At 58.6% G+C, this 16,279-nt stretch carries 18 protein-coding genes and 2 pseudogenes; 5 read left to right on the forward strand and 15 right to left on the reverse strand.

The genetic code is table 11. The features are described from left to right. The first annotated feature begins 24 nt into the window (after positions 1–24). A protein-coding gene (locus GR138_RS26105) for an IS3 family transposase (protein WP_160862186.1) occupies positions 25–1,151 on the forward strand; the annotation gives its coding sequence in 2 pieces (ribosomal slippage) (positions 25–253 and positions 253–1,151; 1,128 coding nt in all). 844 nt (positions 1,152–1,995) lie between these two features. On the opposite strand, the pseudogene GR138_RS26110 reads toward GR138_RS26105, so the two are convergent. Beyond that, positions 1,996–2,719: pseudogene (locus GR138_RS26110) on the reverse strand (IS5 family transposase). A 215-nt stretch (positions 2,720–2,934) separates the two neighbouring features. On the opposite strand from GR138_RS26110, the gene GR138_RS30905 reads away from it, so the two are divergent. The 4 genes and pseudogenes from GR138_RS30905 to GR138_RS26130 all read left to right on the forward strand — a co-directional run bounded on the left by GR138_RS30905 (position 2,935) and on the right by GR138_RS26130 (position 5,196). After that, a complete protein-coding gene (locus GR138_RS30905; protein WP_338091170.1) occupies positions 2,935–3,069 on the forward strand; it encodes a hypothetical protein in 135 nt (44 codons plus the stop codon). Positions 3,070–3,569: 500 nt separating this feature from the next. Then, positions 3,570–3,994, forward strand: a pseudogene (tnpA, locus tag GR138_RS26120) (IS200/IS605 family transposase). Between the two features lie 318 nt (positions 3,995–4,312). Continuing rightward, entirely contained in the window at positions 4,313–4,615 is a 303-nt protein-coding gene (locus GR138_RS26125) for a hypothetical protein (protein WP_160862187.1), read from the forward strand. A 344-nt stretch (positions 4,616–4,959) separates the two neighbouring features. Continuing rightward, positions 4,960–5,196 (forward strand): DUF6894 family protein, encoded by a 237-nt coding sequence (locus GR138_RS26130; RefSeq protein ID WP_160862188.1) that lies wholly within the window; start codon positions 4,960–4,962, stop codon positions 5,194–5,196. A gap of 314 nt (positions 5,197–5,510) precedes the next feature. Here GR138_RS26130 and GR138_RS26135 read toward each other — a convergent pair whose 3' ends face one another. From GR138_RS26135 to GR138_RS26195, 14 genes are all read right to left on the reverse strand, one after another. Next, positions 5,511–5,786 (reverse strand): hypothetical protein, encoded by a 276-nt coding sequence (locus GR138_RS26135; RefSeq protein ID WP_160862189.1) that lies wholly within the window; start codon positions 5,784–5,786, stop codon positions 5,511–5,513. A 171-nt stretch (positions 5,787–5,957) separates the two neighbouring features. Next, complete coding sequence (locus GR138_RS26140) at positions 5,958–6,095, reverse strand: hypothetical protein (protein ID WP_160862190.1); 138 nt, start codon at positions 6,093–6,095, stop codon at positions 5,958–5,960. Between the two features lie 66 nt (positions 6,096–6,161). After that, entirely contained in the window at positions 6,162–6,332 is a 171-nt protein-coding gene (locus GR138_RS30360) for a hypothetical protein (RefSeq protein WP_202402854.1), read from the reverse strand. 572 nt (positions 6,333–6,904) lie between these two features. Continuing rightward, a complete protein-coding gene (locus GR138_RS26145; protein WP_160862191.1) occupies positions 6,905–7,147 on the reverse strand; it encodes a hypothetical protein in 243 nt (80 codons plus the stop codon). A 516-nt stretch (positions 7,148–7,663) separates the two neighbouring features. Next, entirely contained in the window at positions 7,664–8,668 is a 1,005-nt protein-coding gene (virB11, locus tag GR138_RS26150) for a P-type DNA transfer ATPase VirB11 (protein WP_160862192.1), read from the reverse strand. Positions 8,669–8,677: 9 nt separating this feature from the next. Continuing rightward, on the reverse strand, positions 8,678–9,850 hold the full coding sequence (gene virB10 / locus GR138_RS26155) for a type IV secretion system protein VirB10 (RefSeq protein ID WP_160862193.1): 1,173 nt from the start codon (positions 9,848–9,850) through the stop codon (positions 8,678–8,680). 12 nt (positions 9,851–9,862) lie between these two features. Then, on the reverse strand, positions 9,863–10,714 hold the full coding sequence (gene virB9, locus GR138_RS26160) for a P-type conjugative transfer protein VirB9 (RefSeq protein ID WP_160862231.1): 852 nt from the start codon (positions 10,712–10,714) through the stop codon (positions 9,863–9,865). Continuing rightward, entirely contained in the window at positions 10,714–11,385 is a 672-nt protein-coding gene (locus GR138_RS26165) for a VirB8 family type IV secretion system protein (protein WP_160862194.1), read from the reverse strand. Before GR138_RS26165 ends, virB9 begins: the two co-directional genes overlap by 1 nt. Positions 11,386–11,389: 4 nt before the next feature. Continuing rightward, positions 11,390–11,656: a hypothetical protein gene (locus tag GR138_RS26170; RefSeq protein ID WP_160862195.1), complete on the reverse strand. Its 267-nt coding sequence runs from the start codon at positions 11,654–11,656 to the stop codon at positions 11,390–11,392. Positions 11,657–11,690: 34 nt separating this feature from the next. Continuing rightward, positions 11,691–12,626 (reverse strand): TrbL/VirB6 family protein, encoded by a 936-nt coding sequence (locus GR138_RS26175; protein ID WP_160862196.1) that lies wholly within the window; start codon positions 12,624–12,626, stop codon positions 11,691–11,693. Between the two features lie 6 nt (positions 12,627–12,632). Then, entirely contained in the window at positions 12,633–12,866 is a 234-nt protein-coding gene (locus tag GR138_RS26180) for an EexN family lipoprotein (protein ID WP_160862197.1), read from the reverse strand. Beyond that, the gene (gene virB5 / locus GR138_RS26185; RefSeq protein WP_160862198.1) at positions 12,863–13,561 is read right to left on the reverse strand and encodes a P-type DNA transfer protein VirB5; all 699 of its coding nucleotides are present in this window, start codon (positions 13,559–13,561) and stop codon (positions 12,863–12,865) included. Before virB5 ends, GR138_RS26180 begins: the two co-directional genes overlap by 4 nt. Continuing rightward, positions 13,561–15,942 carry a VirB4 family type IV secretion/conjugal transfer ATPase gene (locus GR138_RS26190; RefSeq protein ID WP_160862199.1) on the reverse strand — a complete coding sequence of 794 codons (2,382 nt, stop codon included), beginning with the start codon at positions 15,940–15,942 and terminating at the stop codon, positions 13,561–13,563. The genes virB5 and GR138_RS26190 overlap by 1 nt, the downstream gene beginning before the upstream one ends. Beyond that, positions 15,935–16,276 carry a VirB3 family type IV secretion system protein gene (locus GR138_RS26195; protein ID WP_160862200.1) on the reverse strand — a complete coding sequence of 114 codons (342 nt, stop codon included), beginning with the start codon at positions 16,274–16,276 and terminating at the stop codon, positions 15,935–15,937. Before GR138_RS26195 ends, GR138_RS26190 begins: the two co-directional genes overlap by 8 nt. Positions 16,277–16,279 lie beyond the last annotated feature (3 nt).

The raw sequence follows: 16,279 nt of genomic DNA on the forward strand, positions 1-16,279 counted from the left end.
TAATTTTGAGGCAGGAAGAGCATCATGGGCAAATCGAATTTCAGCGAAGAGTTTAAGCGTGACGCTGTGCGTCAGATCACGGAGCGAGGCTATCCGGTTGCGGAGGTCTCGCAGCGGCTCGGGGTCAGCCAGCATTCTCTATATGAATGGAAGAAGAAGTTTTCTGCGTCGAACGCCAAAGGCAACGACGAGGCCGAGGAGATCAGGCGGCTGAAGAAGGAATTGGCTCGCGTCACCGAGGAGCGAGACATCCTAAAAAAAGCGGCCGCGTATTTCGCCAGGGATGCAAAGTGAAGTACGCGTTCATTGCCTTGCATCGCTTGCAGTTTTCGGTGCGGACGATGTGCCGTCTCCTGCGGGTTCACCCGAGTGGATTTTACACCTGGCTGAAGAACCCGCTGAGCAGGCGAGCCAACGAGGACAAGCGACAGACCGAGCTGCTTCTGAAGGCATGGGAAGAAAGCGGCAAGGTCTACGGTTATCGCAAGTTGCACGACGATCTTCTCGATCAGGGCGAGATGTGCTGCCCGAACCGGGTTGCGCGCCTGGCCCGTCTCGCCGGGATCAAGGCGCAGATCGGCTACAAACGCCGTCCCGGCATCTATGGGGGCAGACCGTCTGTCGTCGTTGATAATACGCTCGACCGGCAATTCGACGTGACCGCTCCAGACACTGCCTGGGTGACGGACATCACCTACATTCGAACCTGCGAGGGCTTCGCCTATCTCGCCGTTGTCATCGACCTCTATTCGCGTCGTGTGATCGGTTGGGCACTGCAGAACCGCCAAACCACTGATGTCGTTCTCCAGGCTCTGCTTATGGCCGTGTGGCGACGCAAGCCGAAGGAAAAGGTACTGATACACTCGGACCAGGGCTCGCAGTTCACCAGCATGGACTGGGCCTCGTTCCTCAAGCACCACAATCTGGTTCACTCGATGAGCCGTCGCGGCAACTGCCATGACAATGCGGTGGCCGAGAGCTTCTTCAATCTTCTGAAGCGAGAACGGATATGTCGCAGGGTTTACCGTTCACGTGATGAAGCACGCCAGGACGTGTTTGACTACATCGAAATGTTTTACAACCCGAAACGCAAACACGTCAGGAACGGGATGCTGTCGCCCGTCGAGTTCGAGAAGCAGCAGAAAATCTAACCCGAAGGTGTCTACGAAACTCGGGGCTATTCAGTGACAACACCCCTTGAACCTCACCGGCATCGGTAGGAAAATGCTCTTTTAACAACGTCTGCAATCGCGCATTGCATCGCATCGTGGTCAACCACAAGGGTGGATCTCATGAGAAACAGCGCAACCCCTCCGGATCAACGCCGTCGCCGCCGAATTCACTTTGCCCGGGAGGAAATCCTTGTGTTCCTCATCGTGGGTGGGGCAGCGGTCGCCTATGTGGTGCTCGCCTTTGCGATCGGTATTTGAACATTCCGGGTACGGCCAATTTGACCTTCGTCACGATACGTGCATTTCCGCCGCCTTTTATCAACTGCCTCGCGATGAACTCGATAGACTTCCTCGATCAGACATTGCATCCTGGCAGGATCGAACCAAAGGAGGTGCCGTCGTGGCCAGAAAGATCGCCTCGATCATCCTGATCGCCGCGATTTCTTATGCCTGCTTTTGGGCGGCGTGGCAGTGGTTTTGACCTAAGTGCCATCCGACGAGGAACTGCTCGCCCCGTATGACGTTCTTCCCGAAATTGGAGAAACGCCATGACAAAGCCCGATACCAGCAAAACCGTGACGCCCACTCCGGTCGTTGAAGATCCTCACCCCGGTAGTATCTCTGACGGGACGCATCCCGCAGCGAGGGAGCACAAGCAACCGCAACCCACCAAGAGAAGCGGGGACGTCGAGCGTGTCTCGGGCACCGCGAGCAAACCCGACCTGAAAGAGGGACAGACGGCGGTAAATTCACAAGCGCCGAAGCATCCAAACAAAGCCGCCTACGGGTCCTGACAAGTCGTACCTAGGCTCAGAACCGTTGATCAGAGCCAGAAGATGACGGTTGCGGCGAGAGCGATGGCGGAGAGGAAGGCCATTGGGCATCTGTCGTAGCGCGTCGCGACACGCCGCCAGTCTTTGAGACGCCCGAACATGATCTCGATCCGGTTGCGTCGTTTGTAGCGGCGTTTGTCGTATTTGATGGTCCTGTTGCGGGATTCCCGACCCGGAATGCAGGGCGTGATCCCCTTCGCCGGTAAAGCGTCACGATACCAGTCGGCATCATAGCCACGGTCGGCCAGCAGCCATTTGGCGCTAGGAAGCTCATCCAGCAAGGCGGCAGCACCGGTTTAATCGCTGACCTGATCGGCCGTTATGAATAAACTGATCGGGCGACCACTCGCATCCGTTACGGCATCAAGTTTGGTGTTCATGCCGCCTTTCGTGCGCCCAATCAGGCGGCCTGCACCCCTTTTTACCCGCAGGCTGGAAGCCGTGCGGTGAGCCTTGAGATAGGTCGCACGATCATGATGGTCTTGTGCTCTGCAGCTTCAGGTGCAGCCCGGCCGTCCATCATCTGGATAAAGATGCCCTTTTCGCCCCAGCGTTTCCAGCGGTTATAAAGCGTCTTCGCCGGGCCTACTCCTTCGGCGCATCGCACCACCTGAGCCCGTTGCGGTTAACGAAGATGATGCCGCTCAGAACGCGTCGATCATCAACGCGCTGGCGACCCTGGCTCTTGGGGAAATGGGGCTGAAGACGAGCCATTTTCTCGTCCGTCAGCCAATATACACCGGCCTGAATCACAGCCGAGGGGCCGGGGGCTGTTGTGTTGGTAGCGGAGGTCCGTTCTGGTCAGGACAGCCGACACAATGAACGAACCGAGATCGCCTTGGGAACATGGCAGATACAACTAGGCAAAGCGATCAAAAAATATATGCTTTCGCGTGTGCCAAGCGCGGCAAACACGGGAGAAATCTTAGATGGCAACCGGCAAGCTGGTAGTGCTCGCAGCATTCTCAAAGACGGATGAGGGGCAGTTGGTGCCGGCGTTCGAGCCGCGTCTGGTCGACACGGAAGAGCGAGCGATTCGCGAGGCGAGGCTCATGGCGAGCTAGTATGCCGGCGTGTTGGCCTGGAGCCGCGATGCCGACCCGGCGCTAGGAGATTACGGCCCGCCGACGATCCTATTTCAGGCCGGCGAAATCCCGGTGATGGAATAACACGGGACGAGCGGAACAAGCGGCAAGCAACGCCGTTTGATCTCGGCGGCTACTAATGTGCGCCCATGCTCACGTTGTTCCCAACCCGCCGCAATAGAAGGTCGCTTGGGTCCCCTCCGAGCGACCTTCTTTTTGTCGTCGAGCGTACCGGATTGGCGGAATCAGACCTTCCCGCCAGTTGGCGAAACCCCTACTTTGCCGCCGAGGCCTCTCTAGACTTCCCAGCGGCACATCTGCCAATGTGTGTCGCCTTCTCGCCCCGCCATCGCGCGGGGCTTTTTTATGGAATAAATAAACCTCCACCTTCGGTGGAGGACTGGACGTGTTCTACATCGTAGTTGAGAGACCTCCGCGCTTGGACCGTTAGATTGGCCGAGACATAGAACGGAGGTTTTATGGAAGAACACTCGCAATCACACGCGACGTGGGACTGCAAATATCATGTGGTCTTCGCGAGTAAGTACCGAACGAAGCGGCTTTACGGGGACGTAAGGCGTGAGTTGGGTGATCTGCTACATAATCTTGCTTGACAAAAGTGATGCGAGATCAGGGAAGGACACTTGATGCCCGACCATGTGCACATGCTGATATCTGTCCCGCTGAAATACTCGGTGTCCTCGATTGTAGGTTTTTTGAAAGGCAAGACGTGGCCAACAAATATGCCCGCAAGTGGCGCTACAAGGGCTATCACTTTTGGGCGCGTGGATACTTCGTTTCTACGGCTGGCTATGATGAGCACGTCGTCAGACGTTACATCCGTAATCAGGAAAAGGCCGACAAAGCTTCCGACTTTGCCGACCTGTTTAATCGTAGCTACTAACCTATAGCAAAACCGCTTCTAGCGGTTCAAGCGCAGCGTTTCAAATCTCCACCTCTGGTGGAGGTCATGATTTCACAGCATTTCGGGCCTTCGAACCGCACCTGGTTAATGAGGCTGAGCGCGTGGTGCGCGAGGTCATTGCCAACGTCTTGCCAAGTAGCCGTCCTTGACGCTTGATAGGAGGGATAGTTTGTTGAGGCGCAAATTTGATGAAGCTAATTTTGGGGGCGGTAGCCGCAACACAGATCGCGTGGTTATGCGCGATCGGCTACGTGACGCTGTCGGTGCTTGGCTTGGTCGGAAATTGATACTCTGGTCATGGCACCCCTATCAGCATTTATTGCAGAATTAATTCGTGCGGCCAATAAGGTCGGGGATGTGGCTGACGCCGAGCGGGTTCGCCTACTTGGTCGTGCCTACGTCACCATTCTCGAAGCCCGCGAGGAAATTGGTGAAGAGGTCGAAAAATATCGGCAGTCCAGTCTAAGCCTAATTAGCGCAACAGGTTTTGTAGGGAGGCTATCGGATCAGGAAGTTAAGGAATTGCTTCTTGATGCCGCAGAGATGATCAGGACCATCAAGATCGTGTTGGACACAAAGCGTGCAGAAGGAACACGTTGACGCCGCACCAAGCCCGGGTGGCGGGGTAGCAGCGCCGGCTGACGCCGTCGTGATACCGCAGGTGGAATAAAATCTGGCCAAGGGAACAAGCGGCTGCGATCACGGTCGTTGATGCGCGGTTGCGCGGTCTCGACTGAGCATTGGCCCCCCAACCAAAGACCGCACCGGAGTCGCTTTCCGTCCCCAGAAGCGGCGCTGTCATGGATCGCATCCACGGACGCCTCAAGTCACGTTCGGGATTAGGGAGGCTGCTGAGCCCCCTTAGTGGTGTCCCGCCTTATCTTTGCGCGCCAGTATCCGGAACAATGACAAACGGATCACATTCCGCTCCGTGGAGGTGCATAATGCCGAAATACTACTTTCACATTCGCAATGGGGACGAGCTTGAAGTTGATGACATTGGCACGGATTTCGCGAGCCTCGAACTCGCGGTGGGCGACGCAAAACTAGCCGCGAGGGAAATGATCGCGGAACTGTTGATGGCCGGTGAAGTCGTCGATGGGCAACAGTTCGAGATTGCCGATACCGGAGGAGATGTTCTCGCGACTGTGCCCTTCCAATCAGTGCTCCGTCTACACTAGGGAACACGCGGAGATCGGCCGCCATCTATTCGGTCTAGCCGGCTGGCATCTCACGGGAACATATCTCGGCGTGCTCGGTTTGAAAGTGCGGTCCTGGGAGGATTGTTGCGGATCTCTATTGTCTGCCGCGCGGAAGGCCGCTTGTCACTGGGCGGCCTTTCGTTATCCATCTTTACGCGTTCGCGTCTCGTGGTAAAATCAGTGCAGCCCGCCGGGAGACGGGCGCGTCTCTGGATCCGCATGCCTTGCCCCGCTTCGGCGGGGCTTTTGTTTGGCGCTGGAGATTTATCTCGGGCGGTAGATGAATGCAGACCTCAGTCGAACGTATCCTCGCAGGGATGCTCCGAAACGATCCGCACCAGACCATTACGCGCTTGGCAAATGCTGCGCGCAGCTTCCTCCACGACCGTGCGGTGCACGGTCGGATCAAAATTTCCGTCCGGAAACGAAACAAAGAGGTATCTCGCAAAGCTTTCGCGGATCTCGCTAGAGCGCGGGAACCAGTCCTGAATGGTGATTTCGTTGAAAATAGCCTGCAACGAACCGAGTTCATGGGGTTGGTAGGCGTCTTTGGTGGAGTGACTATTCATAGCCGACCCCTCTCTTGTTGGGGCGGAAGCGGGTTAGCTCTCAAAGACGGCGCCCTTAGAAAATGCCGTCCATGCAATTATCTTACTCCGATCCCAGCGGATGTCGAATCCAGCCCGGAAATCCTGACGACCACGGCAGCCGGCTGGGGCCTTACCCAGCCGAAAGATAAACTAGCTACGGTCGGAACCCTTGCGTTCGTCCGAGCCCGACTTAGCAGTTTTTGCAGACTTGTCGTTTGCGCTGTCGCGCGGCGTCCGCTTGTCGTCTTTCTTGTCGTTGTCGCGACCATTTTGGGTAGTGTTGGGCATTTTCTTACTCCTTGCCGCGGATTGCGGCATTTGATTTACAACCAGTCCCTTTCGTTGTTCCCAGGCTTATCTCCCGGCGTTTCTGAGCAAATCTTTTTCCTTCGCAAAAGGGCCGAGGAGTTGCTTCAATCTCTGCTCCTCAGCCTGATCGAGCCGATACCGCCTTGCAAACTCGCTGACGAGAACCGTTTTTTCAGCAGCATTAGAAACGGGTTTCGGAACTTCTGGATGCGTCATAGTCGTATCCTTTCAACGAGGCGTCCCGCTAGGCGGACGTCGTTAATTTCCATGAGATGGACATTGGTGCTGGCCTTTCAGTGGTAGATGCATCTGCTTTCAAAGCTCTCAGCGGACGCGTAACCCACCTAATACGGACCAAGGCGAGAGCTGGCAGGAGAGGTCGGCTTGTGCCGAAAGAGCGCCTCCGTAAGGCCGCTCTTCGTCCTTATGCCGTCGCGGTATGCAGCGGAGAGGAAGTTTGATGCTGAACGTTTTGTGTCTGAACTCGCCTCAGACTCGACCCCTCGAAGGCCCGCTGCCTTCAAGACCTCCCTCACCATCTTGAAACCAAAAATATCGAGTTGTGCAGTTGTTTCTGAAGTGGAAGACATAGTGTCCTCCTTTGTTGGGGCAAGGTTGCCACCCTCGGCGACTGCGCCCTAAAGACGTGCGGTCACTATAACAATAAGTCGTGTCAAAAAAGCCCGATTACAAGGCGTCGTCAGCATTCAGCGGATTCTGAGCGTACGTGCAAACGATCCGCTCTACTACAGCGGGCAGTGCTTTAGACGCCGCTTAGCGCGTCTACCCTAGACTTCGAACCCGGTGAGCAAAGGCAATGCCGGCGCTGTGCTGCCATCGGTTGTCGGCACCTTCGGTTTACGCAGGGCGGCCTTACCTTTCTTCGCTTTTCGTAGCGGGCCGTCGGGCGCTGTCAGCTCGAGGTGCCCAACGCCCGCCAACAATGTCTCGTTGCTCGGAGATTTTGGAGCTACACGCTCCTGCGGGACTTCGGGCTCGACATAGCGGAAATAGCGAATCATCGGCAGCATGCCTCCATAATGTTCGCTAATCGTTCTCATTTGAAGAGGTAAGTGTCAACGCAAGAGATCGGATTTTGACCGGCAAGCACTCGATCCTGAGCTATCTTTTGTTAGCGGAGCAAAACGGCTCGAAACTCGCAGCCAACGAGCCACGCTGGCCTCTTTCAACCCGTTGGACCACTATGACTGCAGAACCGATCATTGAGGGGGAGCAGCATGCCGCCACGTTTCATTTGTCAGCTCCGACACTTTCGTGCACTTGCTGTTGCAGCGGGAATTATCCTCTCCACCGTACCGATGGTTCAAGCGGCGGGCAGTGAGCGTAGCACTCGAGGCGCCGACATCATCAGGCAAGCTTACCCCACTGCGCAAAACGTTTCCGAGCGGACGTTCAGGGTTGGCGACGAAACCATCGCGTTACCGGCAGATGCTGGCGACAACCCTCATGAACTAAACTGCAGGATGTGGCCTGCCCGGCCGGAGCTGATACTTATTGCGGCGCCCCTCATGACTAGTAAGTTTGCATTATAGTTTGTGACCGAGGTTACTAAAATAGATCTCGACGGCTCGAAACGTCCCTCCGAGCCGCTTGCACTGAACAACGACGTCAACTGAGGCTCTCAGCAGGTTTAGAATTTCGGTGCGCTCCAAATCTCCTCCAGCCTCGGATTCTTTGATCAAGAGAGCGAGCTGCTCGAATGCAAGAGCGACGGAATCAGCATGGACCGTCGTAATCGAACCGGGATGACCGGAGTTGACGTTCCGGACATAGTAGAAGGCGGTGCCATCGCGTAGCTCCTGCAGCAGAATGCGATCGGGTCGCATTCGGAGACTGGACTCCAGCAGCTCTTTGGGTCCTGCATGGGAGAGTCCTTGTCGGTCTTTCGAATAGAAAAGACGTACGTTGTTCGGCTGCGGGATCACGAGTTCGGAAGTGTCTTCGATCGAAATAATTCGTTCGTCTTCGGGAATGTGCTTGATGAGGGCTTTCGAAAGCGTGGTCTTGGCCGATCCGGTTGCCCCCGAAATGATGATGTTCTTCCGCGCAATCACGGCCTTTCGTAGGAAGTCCTTGAACCGCCCAGCGCGATAGAGGGCATGCAATCCCCCATCGTCGTTCGGCTGTCCGGCTTCAGCCGCTCGCGTATCCGCGAAAAAGTCCCGCCCTTCCAGGTCGTCGAGCGTAAAATCCACTGAGGACGGTTTGCGGATCGTGATGCTCACCGTCCCTTTCAAAGTGGCAGGGGGGATGACGATCTGGATGCGCTCGTCCCCAGGGAGCGTCGCCGACAGGATCGGCCGTGTCTCATCGATGGATTGATGCGAGAAGCTGGCGACGGCCCGGGCAAGGCGCATGAGTTTATCGAAGGTGAGTCCCGGAAGATCATGGGTCCGCCACCCGCCGGGTCCTTCCGTCAGCACTTGCTCGGGCCGATTGACGATCACTTCATAGAGCGATGCGTCCTGCAAGTAGGTCGAAAACGGCTTTAGCAGTTCACGAACGACTGCAGCATCCTGTGCGTCCGTCATACCCCTACCCTATTTCGTGACGATCGTCGAATGCGGCGCGAAATCTCCCAGCACCGCACGATCAAGAATTCGGATCCTCGGTTCTGTCACGCGCAAGCGATAGATCCCGGAAAAATCCAGATCGCGCGCGACGAAGATTGAGACGAGTTCGCCCTGGTGCTTGTTCAACGTCGGCGGGATGTTGATCGATTGCTCCACAGCGATCGCCGCGGCCCGCTGGCCGGCGCTCGTGGTGTTTTGCGCATCGACGTCGCTGTCCTGCAGACGGCTGTTGGCGTAGCTGGTCGCGTCCCCAACGATGGAGAGAAGCAGGGCGCTGCCAAACCGCTCCCACCAGTGCGTGTCGACGTAGCCATCGACGCCGGCGCCGCCAAGCGCGTCGGTCGCGGGAGATGCGAGCGTGACGATCACCCCCTTCGGCGTCTTGGCGCGATTCCAGAGAACGAACAGTCTTTTTTGCCCCCGTTGAAGCCCGCCACGATACTCGCCGACGACCTGGGTTCCCTTCTCCATTAGGACGACCCTGCCATTGTCCGAGAGGACATCGCGGTTGATCACGCAGCTGGCAAAACCGGGCAGGTCGGACGCCAAGGCTGTTTCCAGCACGCAGGGGATCGATGTTCCAATGGCAACGATGAAATCGCGATTGCCGAGGGTACCCGCACGCGAGCCTTCGAGCTTGGTGGGCCGCAGAAGGCCATCGAACCGCTGCTCGTCGCTGTTTTGCTGGTTCTGGCTCATCATATTGCTATCGAGTGGCAGGAAATTGCTGGTTGCAGCCGTTTCAGAATTATCGGCCTCTCGACGCTGCGTCGTATTTTTCTGCCCGGCGCTGTATGCCATGACCGGCGCGCGGCGGGCGGAATCAAGAAGTTCGTCCTTCTCCTCGGCGACAGGTTCCACGACCGGGGTTGGCAGCTTCACTTCCGGGACCGCCCGGAGCGGCTCGACCTTCTCCTTGGCCGCCTCAAAGTCGTTTGTCTGGCTAATGACGATGCGCTCGGGCTGCGCGTTCTCATCTTTCGCCTTTCTGCCTGTCGTCGACCAGAGGGCGAACCCGATGAACGCCACGACGGCGAACACCACCGCGCCGCGCTTCAGAACGGGGCTATTGTCGATGCGCCGGCCGGAGACTGTTTCGGCGCGCTCGCCGGGAATGCGGGTTTCGTCTTCCTGAGCCACTGCCTCCCTCCCCTACTGATCCGCGCCGTCGTTTTTCACGACACGCTCGACCGACGGTGATGTTGTGTTCGTCTCCGGGTTAATGCCGACACGATCGTAGGCCTCATTGAAGACGCACAGGACATCCTTGCCGCGGCGCAGGATGAACTTGCGGCTGATCGCGTGAACCATGACCAGATTGCCATCGACCGTCTTCGGCACCAAGCTTTCGGAGCCGTCGGAGTTCTCCATGTAGATGGCGGGCATCTCCTGATTGCCGACGAAGGCAAAGGTCGTGATCTTGCCGTTGTCATAGACGCTCTGCGGCTCCGGCGCCTGCGAGCCCTGGGCCGAATAGCGCCAGTTGCGCGGCCCATAGGCTTCGTGGAGTGCAAGCACGTTGTCGGCTTCCTTCGCCTGGCTGGCGAGCGCGCGAGCTGCGGCCTGACGGCGGCGGAGCTCCGCCTCATCGCCGGGATAGCGGAATTTCACATAGAAATAGGTGTTCTGCCCGACCTCGACGGAGCCGTCGCGAACGGTCAGTTCCATCTGGTAGCTGCGCGTCGATCCATCCCGGCGCGTCGTCACGACGGAGATGTTCGTGATCGGCTGGTTCTCGCGCGGCTTCAGAAACAGGATGTTGCCGGCCGGCGCCACCTCCCAGGCAACGCTGTTGCCAAGCGCCACATGGGCGATTTCTTCGTCGGCCGCGAATTCGACCTGCACGGAGGAGCGCAGAGTGCCGACGATCCTGGTGATATTGTACGGCTGATAGTTCACGAACCGGACACGGCTGTCCTGCGAGGCGCCGCGCGGCATGTCGAGCGCAAAGGCCGTCGAGGTGGCTCCAGCGAGGAGCGCCGTAACGAAGATGCTCTTTCGTATCAATTGATTGCCTCCGGATCGGCGCGGTATTCGCTGACCGCAAAGCCGAGGGGGTTCACCAGCCTGTCTGTCGAGGACATAGGGGCATTGACGTAGGAATAGGTGAGGGTCGCGACCCAGTGGCTCGAGCGAACTTGCTCGCCACGGGTGATCCTGCGTATGTAGCGTACCGACACGACGTTCTGATTAATCAGCGAGATCGAGGCAATGTTGACCCGCGCGGTGGCTCCACGCCCATAGATGTTCTGCGGCGATTCCGGATTGCTCCCGCGATAGATGGCGGAGAACCGCGCCTGCTCGACCTGCGTCGACAACAGCGCGATCGTGCGGAAATTCTCCTCCGCCTCGCTCCAGACATAGCCCTCGCGCGCGCGGACATATTTCGCCGCAAAATACTTTGTCACGGCCTCGTCATAAGTGTCCACCGTCGAGGTCAGTGCCGACACGACATCGACGATGCCGGTGGAATTGTCGACGCGCACAACGAAGGGTTCGACGGTCTTTAGCGGTGTCAGGCCCGCAATCGCGAAGACGGAGACGCCTGCGATGACGCTGGCGACGATCGCAATCGACCAAGCGATCCGGTTCGACCGCTCGATCTGCATCATCCGGTCCTGATCGAACCGCCGCGCTTTTTCGAAATAGCTCTTGAGATTGCCTGTCGAGACCATGTCGTCACCCCGCGCAACGGTGATATGAGCCGTCGATATCGAGATGCGCGAAAGCGGTCGGTTCCCTGCCCCGCTCGGCATAAGGCGTGGCCGAGGAAGAGGATCGCCGATCCGAATGCGGGCGCTTCAAAGTGCTGTCGCCTTCCCATTCCCACATCGCGCGGTTCAACGGACGGCGCGAATAGCCATCGCACTTGGGAAGCGGATAGGTTAGGGAAGCGCAGCCTTCGAGTGCGAGCAGCATGACAAGAGAAACGATGGTCTTGATCATATGGGAATGGCCTTTTCTTATTATCGAGATGCGCTCACTCACCGGCGCTTTTCGAGCCTAACGCACTGCCCGCGAAGCGTGCGCCGCGTCCGATCATCTGGCCCGTGTATCGGGTTCCCCTGGCGAGCATCCCCTCATGCGCATCCCGCGCCGTGGTGTAGCCGTAGGCCAGCGATGCGCCGCCGGACGCAAGGGCTGAAGCGATCGCCGGCAGTTGGTAGAAGACATAGAGAGCAGCGATGCCGATGGCGCAGAGCGCGATCGGGCGCATGAGAACGTCGGTATAGGCATCGATCGCCGTGAAGGTGGAATCGAGGCACGAGATCAGGAGCGCGCCGACGGCGACGACGAGAACCTGGAGGATGACGAAGTTGGCGAGCTGCCCGATCCAGGCCTCGGTGAAGCGACGCGTCGACTGGAACATGGCGAGAGCGATGAAGATCGGACCAATGGCCAGCACAATGGCGAGTGCCAGTCGCGCGTAGAGCGAGACGACATAGCCGATGCCGGCGACCAGAAAGCTGACGCCGATCACCATCATGCCGCCGATACCGGTGACGATATCGACCGGCCAGGAGGCGCGTGACCAGATGTCGGTCGCGGAAGCCTGGCCCTTGTCGAGCAGACTGTCGAACGTGCTGGCGCTGGGCGTCGTGCCGGTGTTCAGTGCCTGGGCAATCTCCCGCGGCAGGATGTCGAAAAAGACGTTGGTGACGTAGGTCTGATACTCGCCGGCGTTTTTCACCAGCATGACGATGATCGCCAGCTTAATTGCCCGAAAAGCAAATTCCAGAACCGGATCCTGCACGGAGCCGCGCAGCACAAGGTAGCCATACAACACCACATAAAGCGTCACGGTTGCCGTCAGCGGACCGGTGACCCATTCGGCGATGTTCGAAGTCCCATCGGAGACGAACATTTCGAGCGGTCGTTTGAATTGGCCGTCGATGAACTCGAACACATTATACATGGCGCCCTACTTCCCCAGCGCCTTGCGCATGTTCTGGAGGCGGAGCTTGCCGTCGGCGGCTTCCGCGTTCTGGCAGTTGGCCGTCTCTCGCAGCTCGCCCGGGTTGTTCCGGCAATCGGTCATGATACGAGACAGCAATCCCTTGTTGGCGGTCACCTGGTCGACGGTATAGGTCTGGTCTGTTTTCTCAGAGCAGGCCGCGAGGAGAAGGAGCGTCAAAATGAGCAGAGATCGTCTCATTGCAGCGCCGCCTTCATCGCATCCATACGCTGGCGCCAGTCTTCGGCCTTGCGCTGTTCGTCGACCTGGTTCTGCGCCTGCTGCACCATGCGCAGACCTTCCATCCGCAACACATCGGTCTGGAGAAACGCCTGTTCCGCTTGCAACCGCGCCTGGAGGTCGGCGATTTCCTTGGCATCGCTTGCTGTCGAAATCTTCTCTCGCAGCTGGTCGATGCCGTCGATGCGCTTGGTCGCCGCATCATACATCTGCTGGCCGAGGCTCATCTGCCCGGCGTTCTTGTTCTGAAGGCGCGATAGTTCCTTCGCATAGAAATCATCGGCGTCGGTGCGGTACGTCGAATTGCCTTCCAGGAATTTCGCCGCGGCGTCTCCGAACGTGCCGCTGCCATCGCCCTTCAGCAATCCCTCGATGGCGGCGAAGTCGGACGGTAGTGCCTTGCGGACCGCCGGATCGTTGAGCACGCTGGCGACGTCGGCCATATCGGTCAGTTTGTTAAGCGAACCGTAGAGCTGCTGGGCTTGTTCGATCTGCTGGTGCAGAGCATCGAGCTGCGACTTCAGCTGCGCGATGCTCTCGATGTGCTTCAGGATCGCCGTCTGGTCGATGACCGGAATCCCCTGCCCTGCCGCACCGCCGGCGGAGAGGACGATCGCCGCTGCGAGCGCCGCAGCATGAAGTCGATAGGAAGCCATCAGCTTGCACTCCTTCTTTTCTGAAAAACGGGAAGCCAGTCCTTGGGGTCGTTGCCGACTTCGGCGCGGATCGCGTCGAGAAGCTCGACATTGGCCGTTCGGCCGGAGAGGATCGCAAGTTCGTCGTCGAAGCCATTGAGATTGAGTTCAGCGACGACGCTGTTGTGGCCCTGCTTCAACACGAACCGCCGGCTCTCGACAGACAGTTCTCGCGCGATCAGTTCGTACTCACGCTCGGTGAGCTTGAACCCGTCCACATAGTCGGGATGGTTGCCGCGGGAGTTGGGCAGAAAGATCTGCGTCGGGCATTGCTCGATGATCGTATGCGCGATCGGAGAGATCAGCGCGTCGCGCGGGCTCTGCGTGGCAAACAGCATCAGCCCGTTCTGCTTGCGGATCGTCTTCAGCTTGTTCTGCGCGAGGTCGCGGAAGCCCTCGTCTTGCAGTGCTTTCCAGAATTCGTCGATGACGATGATGATCCGTCGGCCGTCGATCAGTTGCTCGACGCGGTGGAAGAGATAGGCCATCAGGGGCGTGCGGATTTCCTCATTGTCGAGGAAGTCCGTCATGTCGTAGCCGATGAACTTCCCGTTGCCCCCCAAATCGCCGAAACCAATGTCCTCGATGACGTTGTCGAAGACCCAGCCGAGCGCCCCTCCCCTCTCCCACCGTCGCAGTCGGGCCGCAATGCCCTCCATGTCGGTGTTGTTGAGGAAGGTGCGCAGGGCGCCGATCGTCCGCTGCTCCGGCGGCAGATCGGCAAGCCCGTCGATGGCGCCGGCGATATCGCGAAGTTCGGTGACGCTCAGTTCACGGGTGCCCGACCCGACAAGCTTGCCGACCCAACGGGTGAGGAAGACCTTGTTCTCCGGTGTGAGGTCGAGGGCCTTGAGGGGAGCGCAGCCGGTGGGCGTGCCATTCTTGAGAGGAAGATAGGTGCCGCCGGCGGCGCGGACATAGAGGTCCGCGCCGCGGTCCTTGTCGAAGAAGACGACATGCGGATCGTGCTTTTCAAGCTGCGATAGCATGAAGTTGACGATCACCGTCTTGCCGGCGCCGGATGGGCCGCACATGAACGTGTTGCCGAGATCGCCATAATGGAGATTGAAGTAGTATGGCGAGCCGGATGCCGTTTTCAGCAAGGCGACGGCCGGTCCCCACTCGTTGCCGTCCTTCTGCCCGATCGGATAGGAATGGAATGGCGACAGTGCCGCGAAATTGCGCGAGGTGATCGCTCCCGATCGTGCGCGGTAGCGGAAATTGCCCGGCAATTGCGCCCACCAGGCAGCCTCAAGACCGAGATCCTCGCGCGCCACGACCGCCCCACCGTTGGTCAGGCTCGCGCGGGCCTTGGCAAGGTTATCCGTCAATTCCTTCACGGAGGCGGCGAAGACGGCGAGCGTCAGGTGATGCTCACCTAGCACGAAGCGGTTCGATTCCAGATCATCCATCGCTTCGTCGAGCTCGCCGATCTGCGAGGCCGCCTTGTCGCCACTGCTAACCAACTGGTTCTGCTTGCGGCCCATGATGACGCGGGCATCCGCCTTCGAGGCGAAGCAGAAGGATTGCGACAGGATCAGTTCGAAGGGACTGGTCAGAACGCCGTCCAGCATCCCCGTCCTGGTGCGGGCAGGGTATTCCTTGATGCTCAACATACCGGCAAATCGGCTTTCGGCCTCATGGCGGATTTCGATTGTCTCGCGGCCGATGATGACACGATCGGAATAGATGGCCGAGGAAATCCGGCCCACGGTCAACGGGACCGGCTCGCGCCGGCCGCCGACCAACTGGTGAAGCACCTCGCTCGGCTCGGAAAACAGGACCCCGTCGCGATCATAGAGGGAGAGCACGCGCGGCTCGAAGCGTTTCAAGCCGGCAACGACGTCCACGACCTTATCCTGAAGGTGCTTCAGCGCCTCCTCGTCCAGTTCGACGCCTGAACGGAATCGCTGCCGCAATCGGGATAGCAGCTTCGCGGCCTTGTCGGCCGGATCGCGCGCCGGCGACCAGAGTACGGTGAGATACAGGTCGTTGCGAAACAGGTCCTCGCGCACCATGCGCTCGCGATACTTCTCGTTTAGCGCGGCCGAGAACGGCGTTGCGAATGTCCCGTCCGGATAGTCGCGGTCGCGACGACGAACAAGATGAGACCACAAGGCGAGCCGCTCATCGGAGATATTACGATAAAGCGTATTCAGATCACGATGGAGCGCGTTGAGGTCGAGAACGTCGGCGGTCTCGAAGGACACGCCGTCAAGAGCCACCATCACCATCAAGGTGCGGGAGTCGAGTGCGACGGTGGTTTCGTCGACATGGCGCACATAGGGAATGAAGGTTTCCGGGGTGAGCTCGCGCGATTTGAGCGTGGCGACGCTAGGCATATCCGAGGTCCCTTTCGTCAAAGCGCCGGACAAGCTTCAGCGGTGAAAGCGTGGCTCCGCCCCAATAGGCGCCGTTCCGGGTCCGGCCGCGCGTCTCCACCCAGGCCACCAGGATCCGGAACATGTTGTGGTCGTGCTTGACCAGCGCCCGGAAGACGAAATGGAAGACGACGCCAACGAATGCATAACCGACCGAGCCGGCGGCGAGGTAGAAGATCGTGGTCGCCATGACGTTGATGCCCATGGCTTCCATCGTGACGCCGGCGATCATCGCTGGCCGTGTGCAGGCGATGAACAGGGTGTCTTCCTCGAGCTCGGGTCGCGGGGCCGCCATGTG

The organism is Shinella kummerowiae, from assembly GCF_009827055.1.
Classification (GTDB): domain Bacteria; phylum Pseudomonadota; class Alphaproteobacteria; order Rhizobiales; family Rhizobiaceae; genus Shinella; species Shinella kummerowiae.

Bases quoted from the DNA above. Each gene is read 5' to 3' on its own strand.
- GR138_RS26130 (WP_160862188.1), top strand. From the start codon at position 4,960: ATGCCGAAATACTACTTTCACATTCGCAATGGGGACGAGCTTGAAGTT.
- GR138_RS26170 (WP_160862195.1), bottom strand. From the start codon at position 11,656: ATGATCAAGACCATCGTTTCTCTTGTCATGCTGCTCGCACTCGAAGGC.
- GR138_RS26135 (WP_160862189.1), bottom strand. From the start codon at position 5,786: ATGAATAGTCACTCCACCAAAGACGCCTACCAACCCCATGAACTCGGT.
- GR138_RS26140 (WP_160862190.1), bottom strand. From the start codon at position 6,095: ATGCCCAACACTACCCAAAATGGTCGCGACAACGACAAGAAAGACGAC.
- GR138_RS26165 (WP_160862194.1), bottom strand. From the start codon at position 11,385: ATGGTCTCGACAGGCAATCTCAAGAGCTATTTCGAAAAAGCGCGGCGG.
- GR138_RS26180 (WP_160862197.1), bottom strand. From the start codon at position 12,866: ATGAGACGATCTCTGCTCATTTTGACGCTCCTTCTCCTCGCGGCCTGC.
- GR138_RS30360 (WP_202402854.1), bottom strand. From the start codon at position 6,332: ATGACGCATCCAGAAGTTCCGAAACCCGTTTCTAATGCTGCTGAAAAA.
- GR138_RS26190 (WP_160862199.1), bottom strand. From the start codon at position 15,942: ATGCCTAGCGTCGCCACGCTCAAATCGCGCGAGCTCACCCCGGAAACC.
- GR138_RS26145 (WP_160862191.1), bottom strand. From the start codon at position 7,147: ATGCTGCCGATGATTCGCTATTTCCGCTATGTCGAGCCCGAAGTCCCG.
- GR138_RS26195 (WP_160862200.1), bottom strand. From the start codon at position 16,276: ATGGCGGCCCCGCGACCCGAGCTCGAGGAAGACACCCTGTTCATCGCC.
- GR138_RS26175 (WP_160862196.1), bottom strand. From the start codon at position 12,626: ATGTATAATGTGTTCGAGTTCATCGACGGCCAATTCAAACGACCGCTC.
- GR138_RS30905 (WP_338091170.1), top strand. From the start codon at position 2,935: ATGGCAACCGGCAAGCTGGTAGTGCTCGCAGCATTCTCAAAGACGGAT.
- GR138_RS26125 (WP_160862187.1), top strand. From the start codon at position 4,313: ATGGCACCCCTATCAGCATTTATTGCAGAATTAATTCGTGCGGCCAAT.
- virB11 (WP_160862192.1), bottom strand. From the start codon at position 8,668: ATGACGGACGCACAGGATGCTGCAGTCGTTCGTGAACTGCTAAAGCCG.
- virB5 (WP_160862198.1), bottom strand. From the start codon at position 13,561: ATGGCTTCCTATCGACTTCATGCTGCGGCGCTCGCAGCGGCGATCGTC.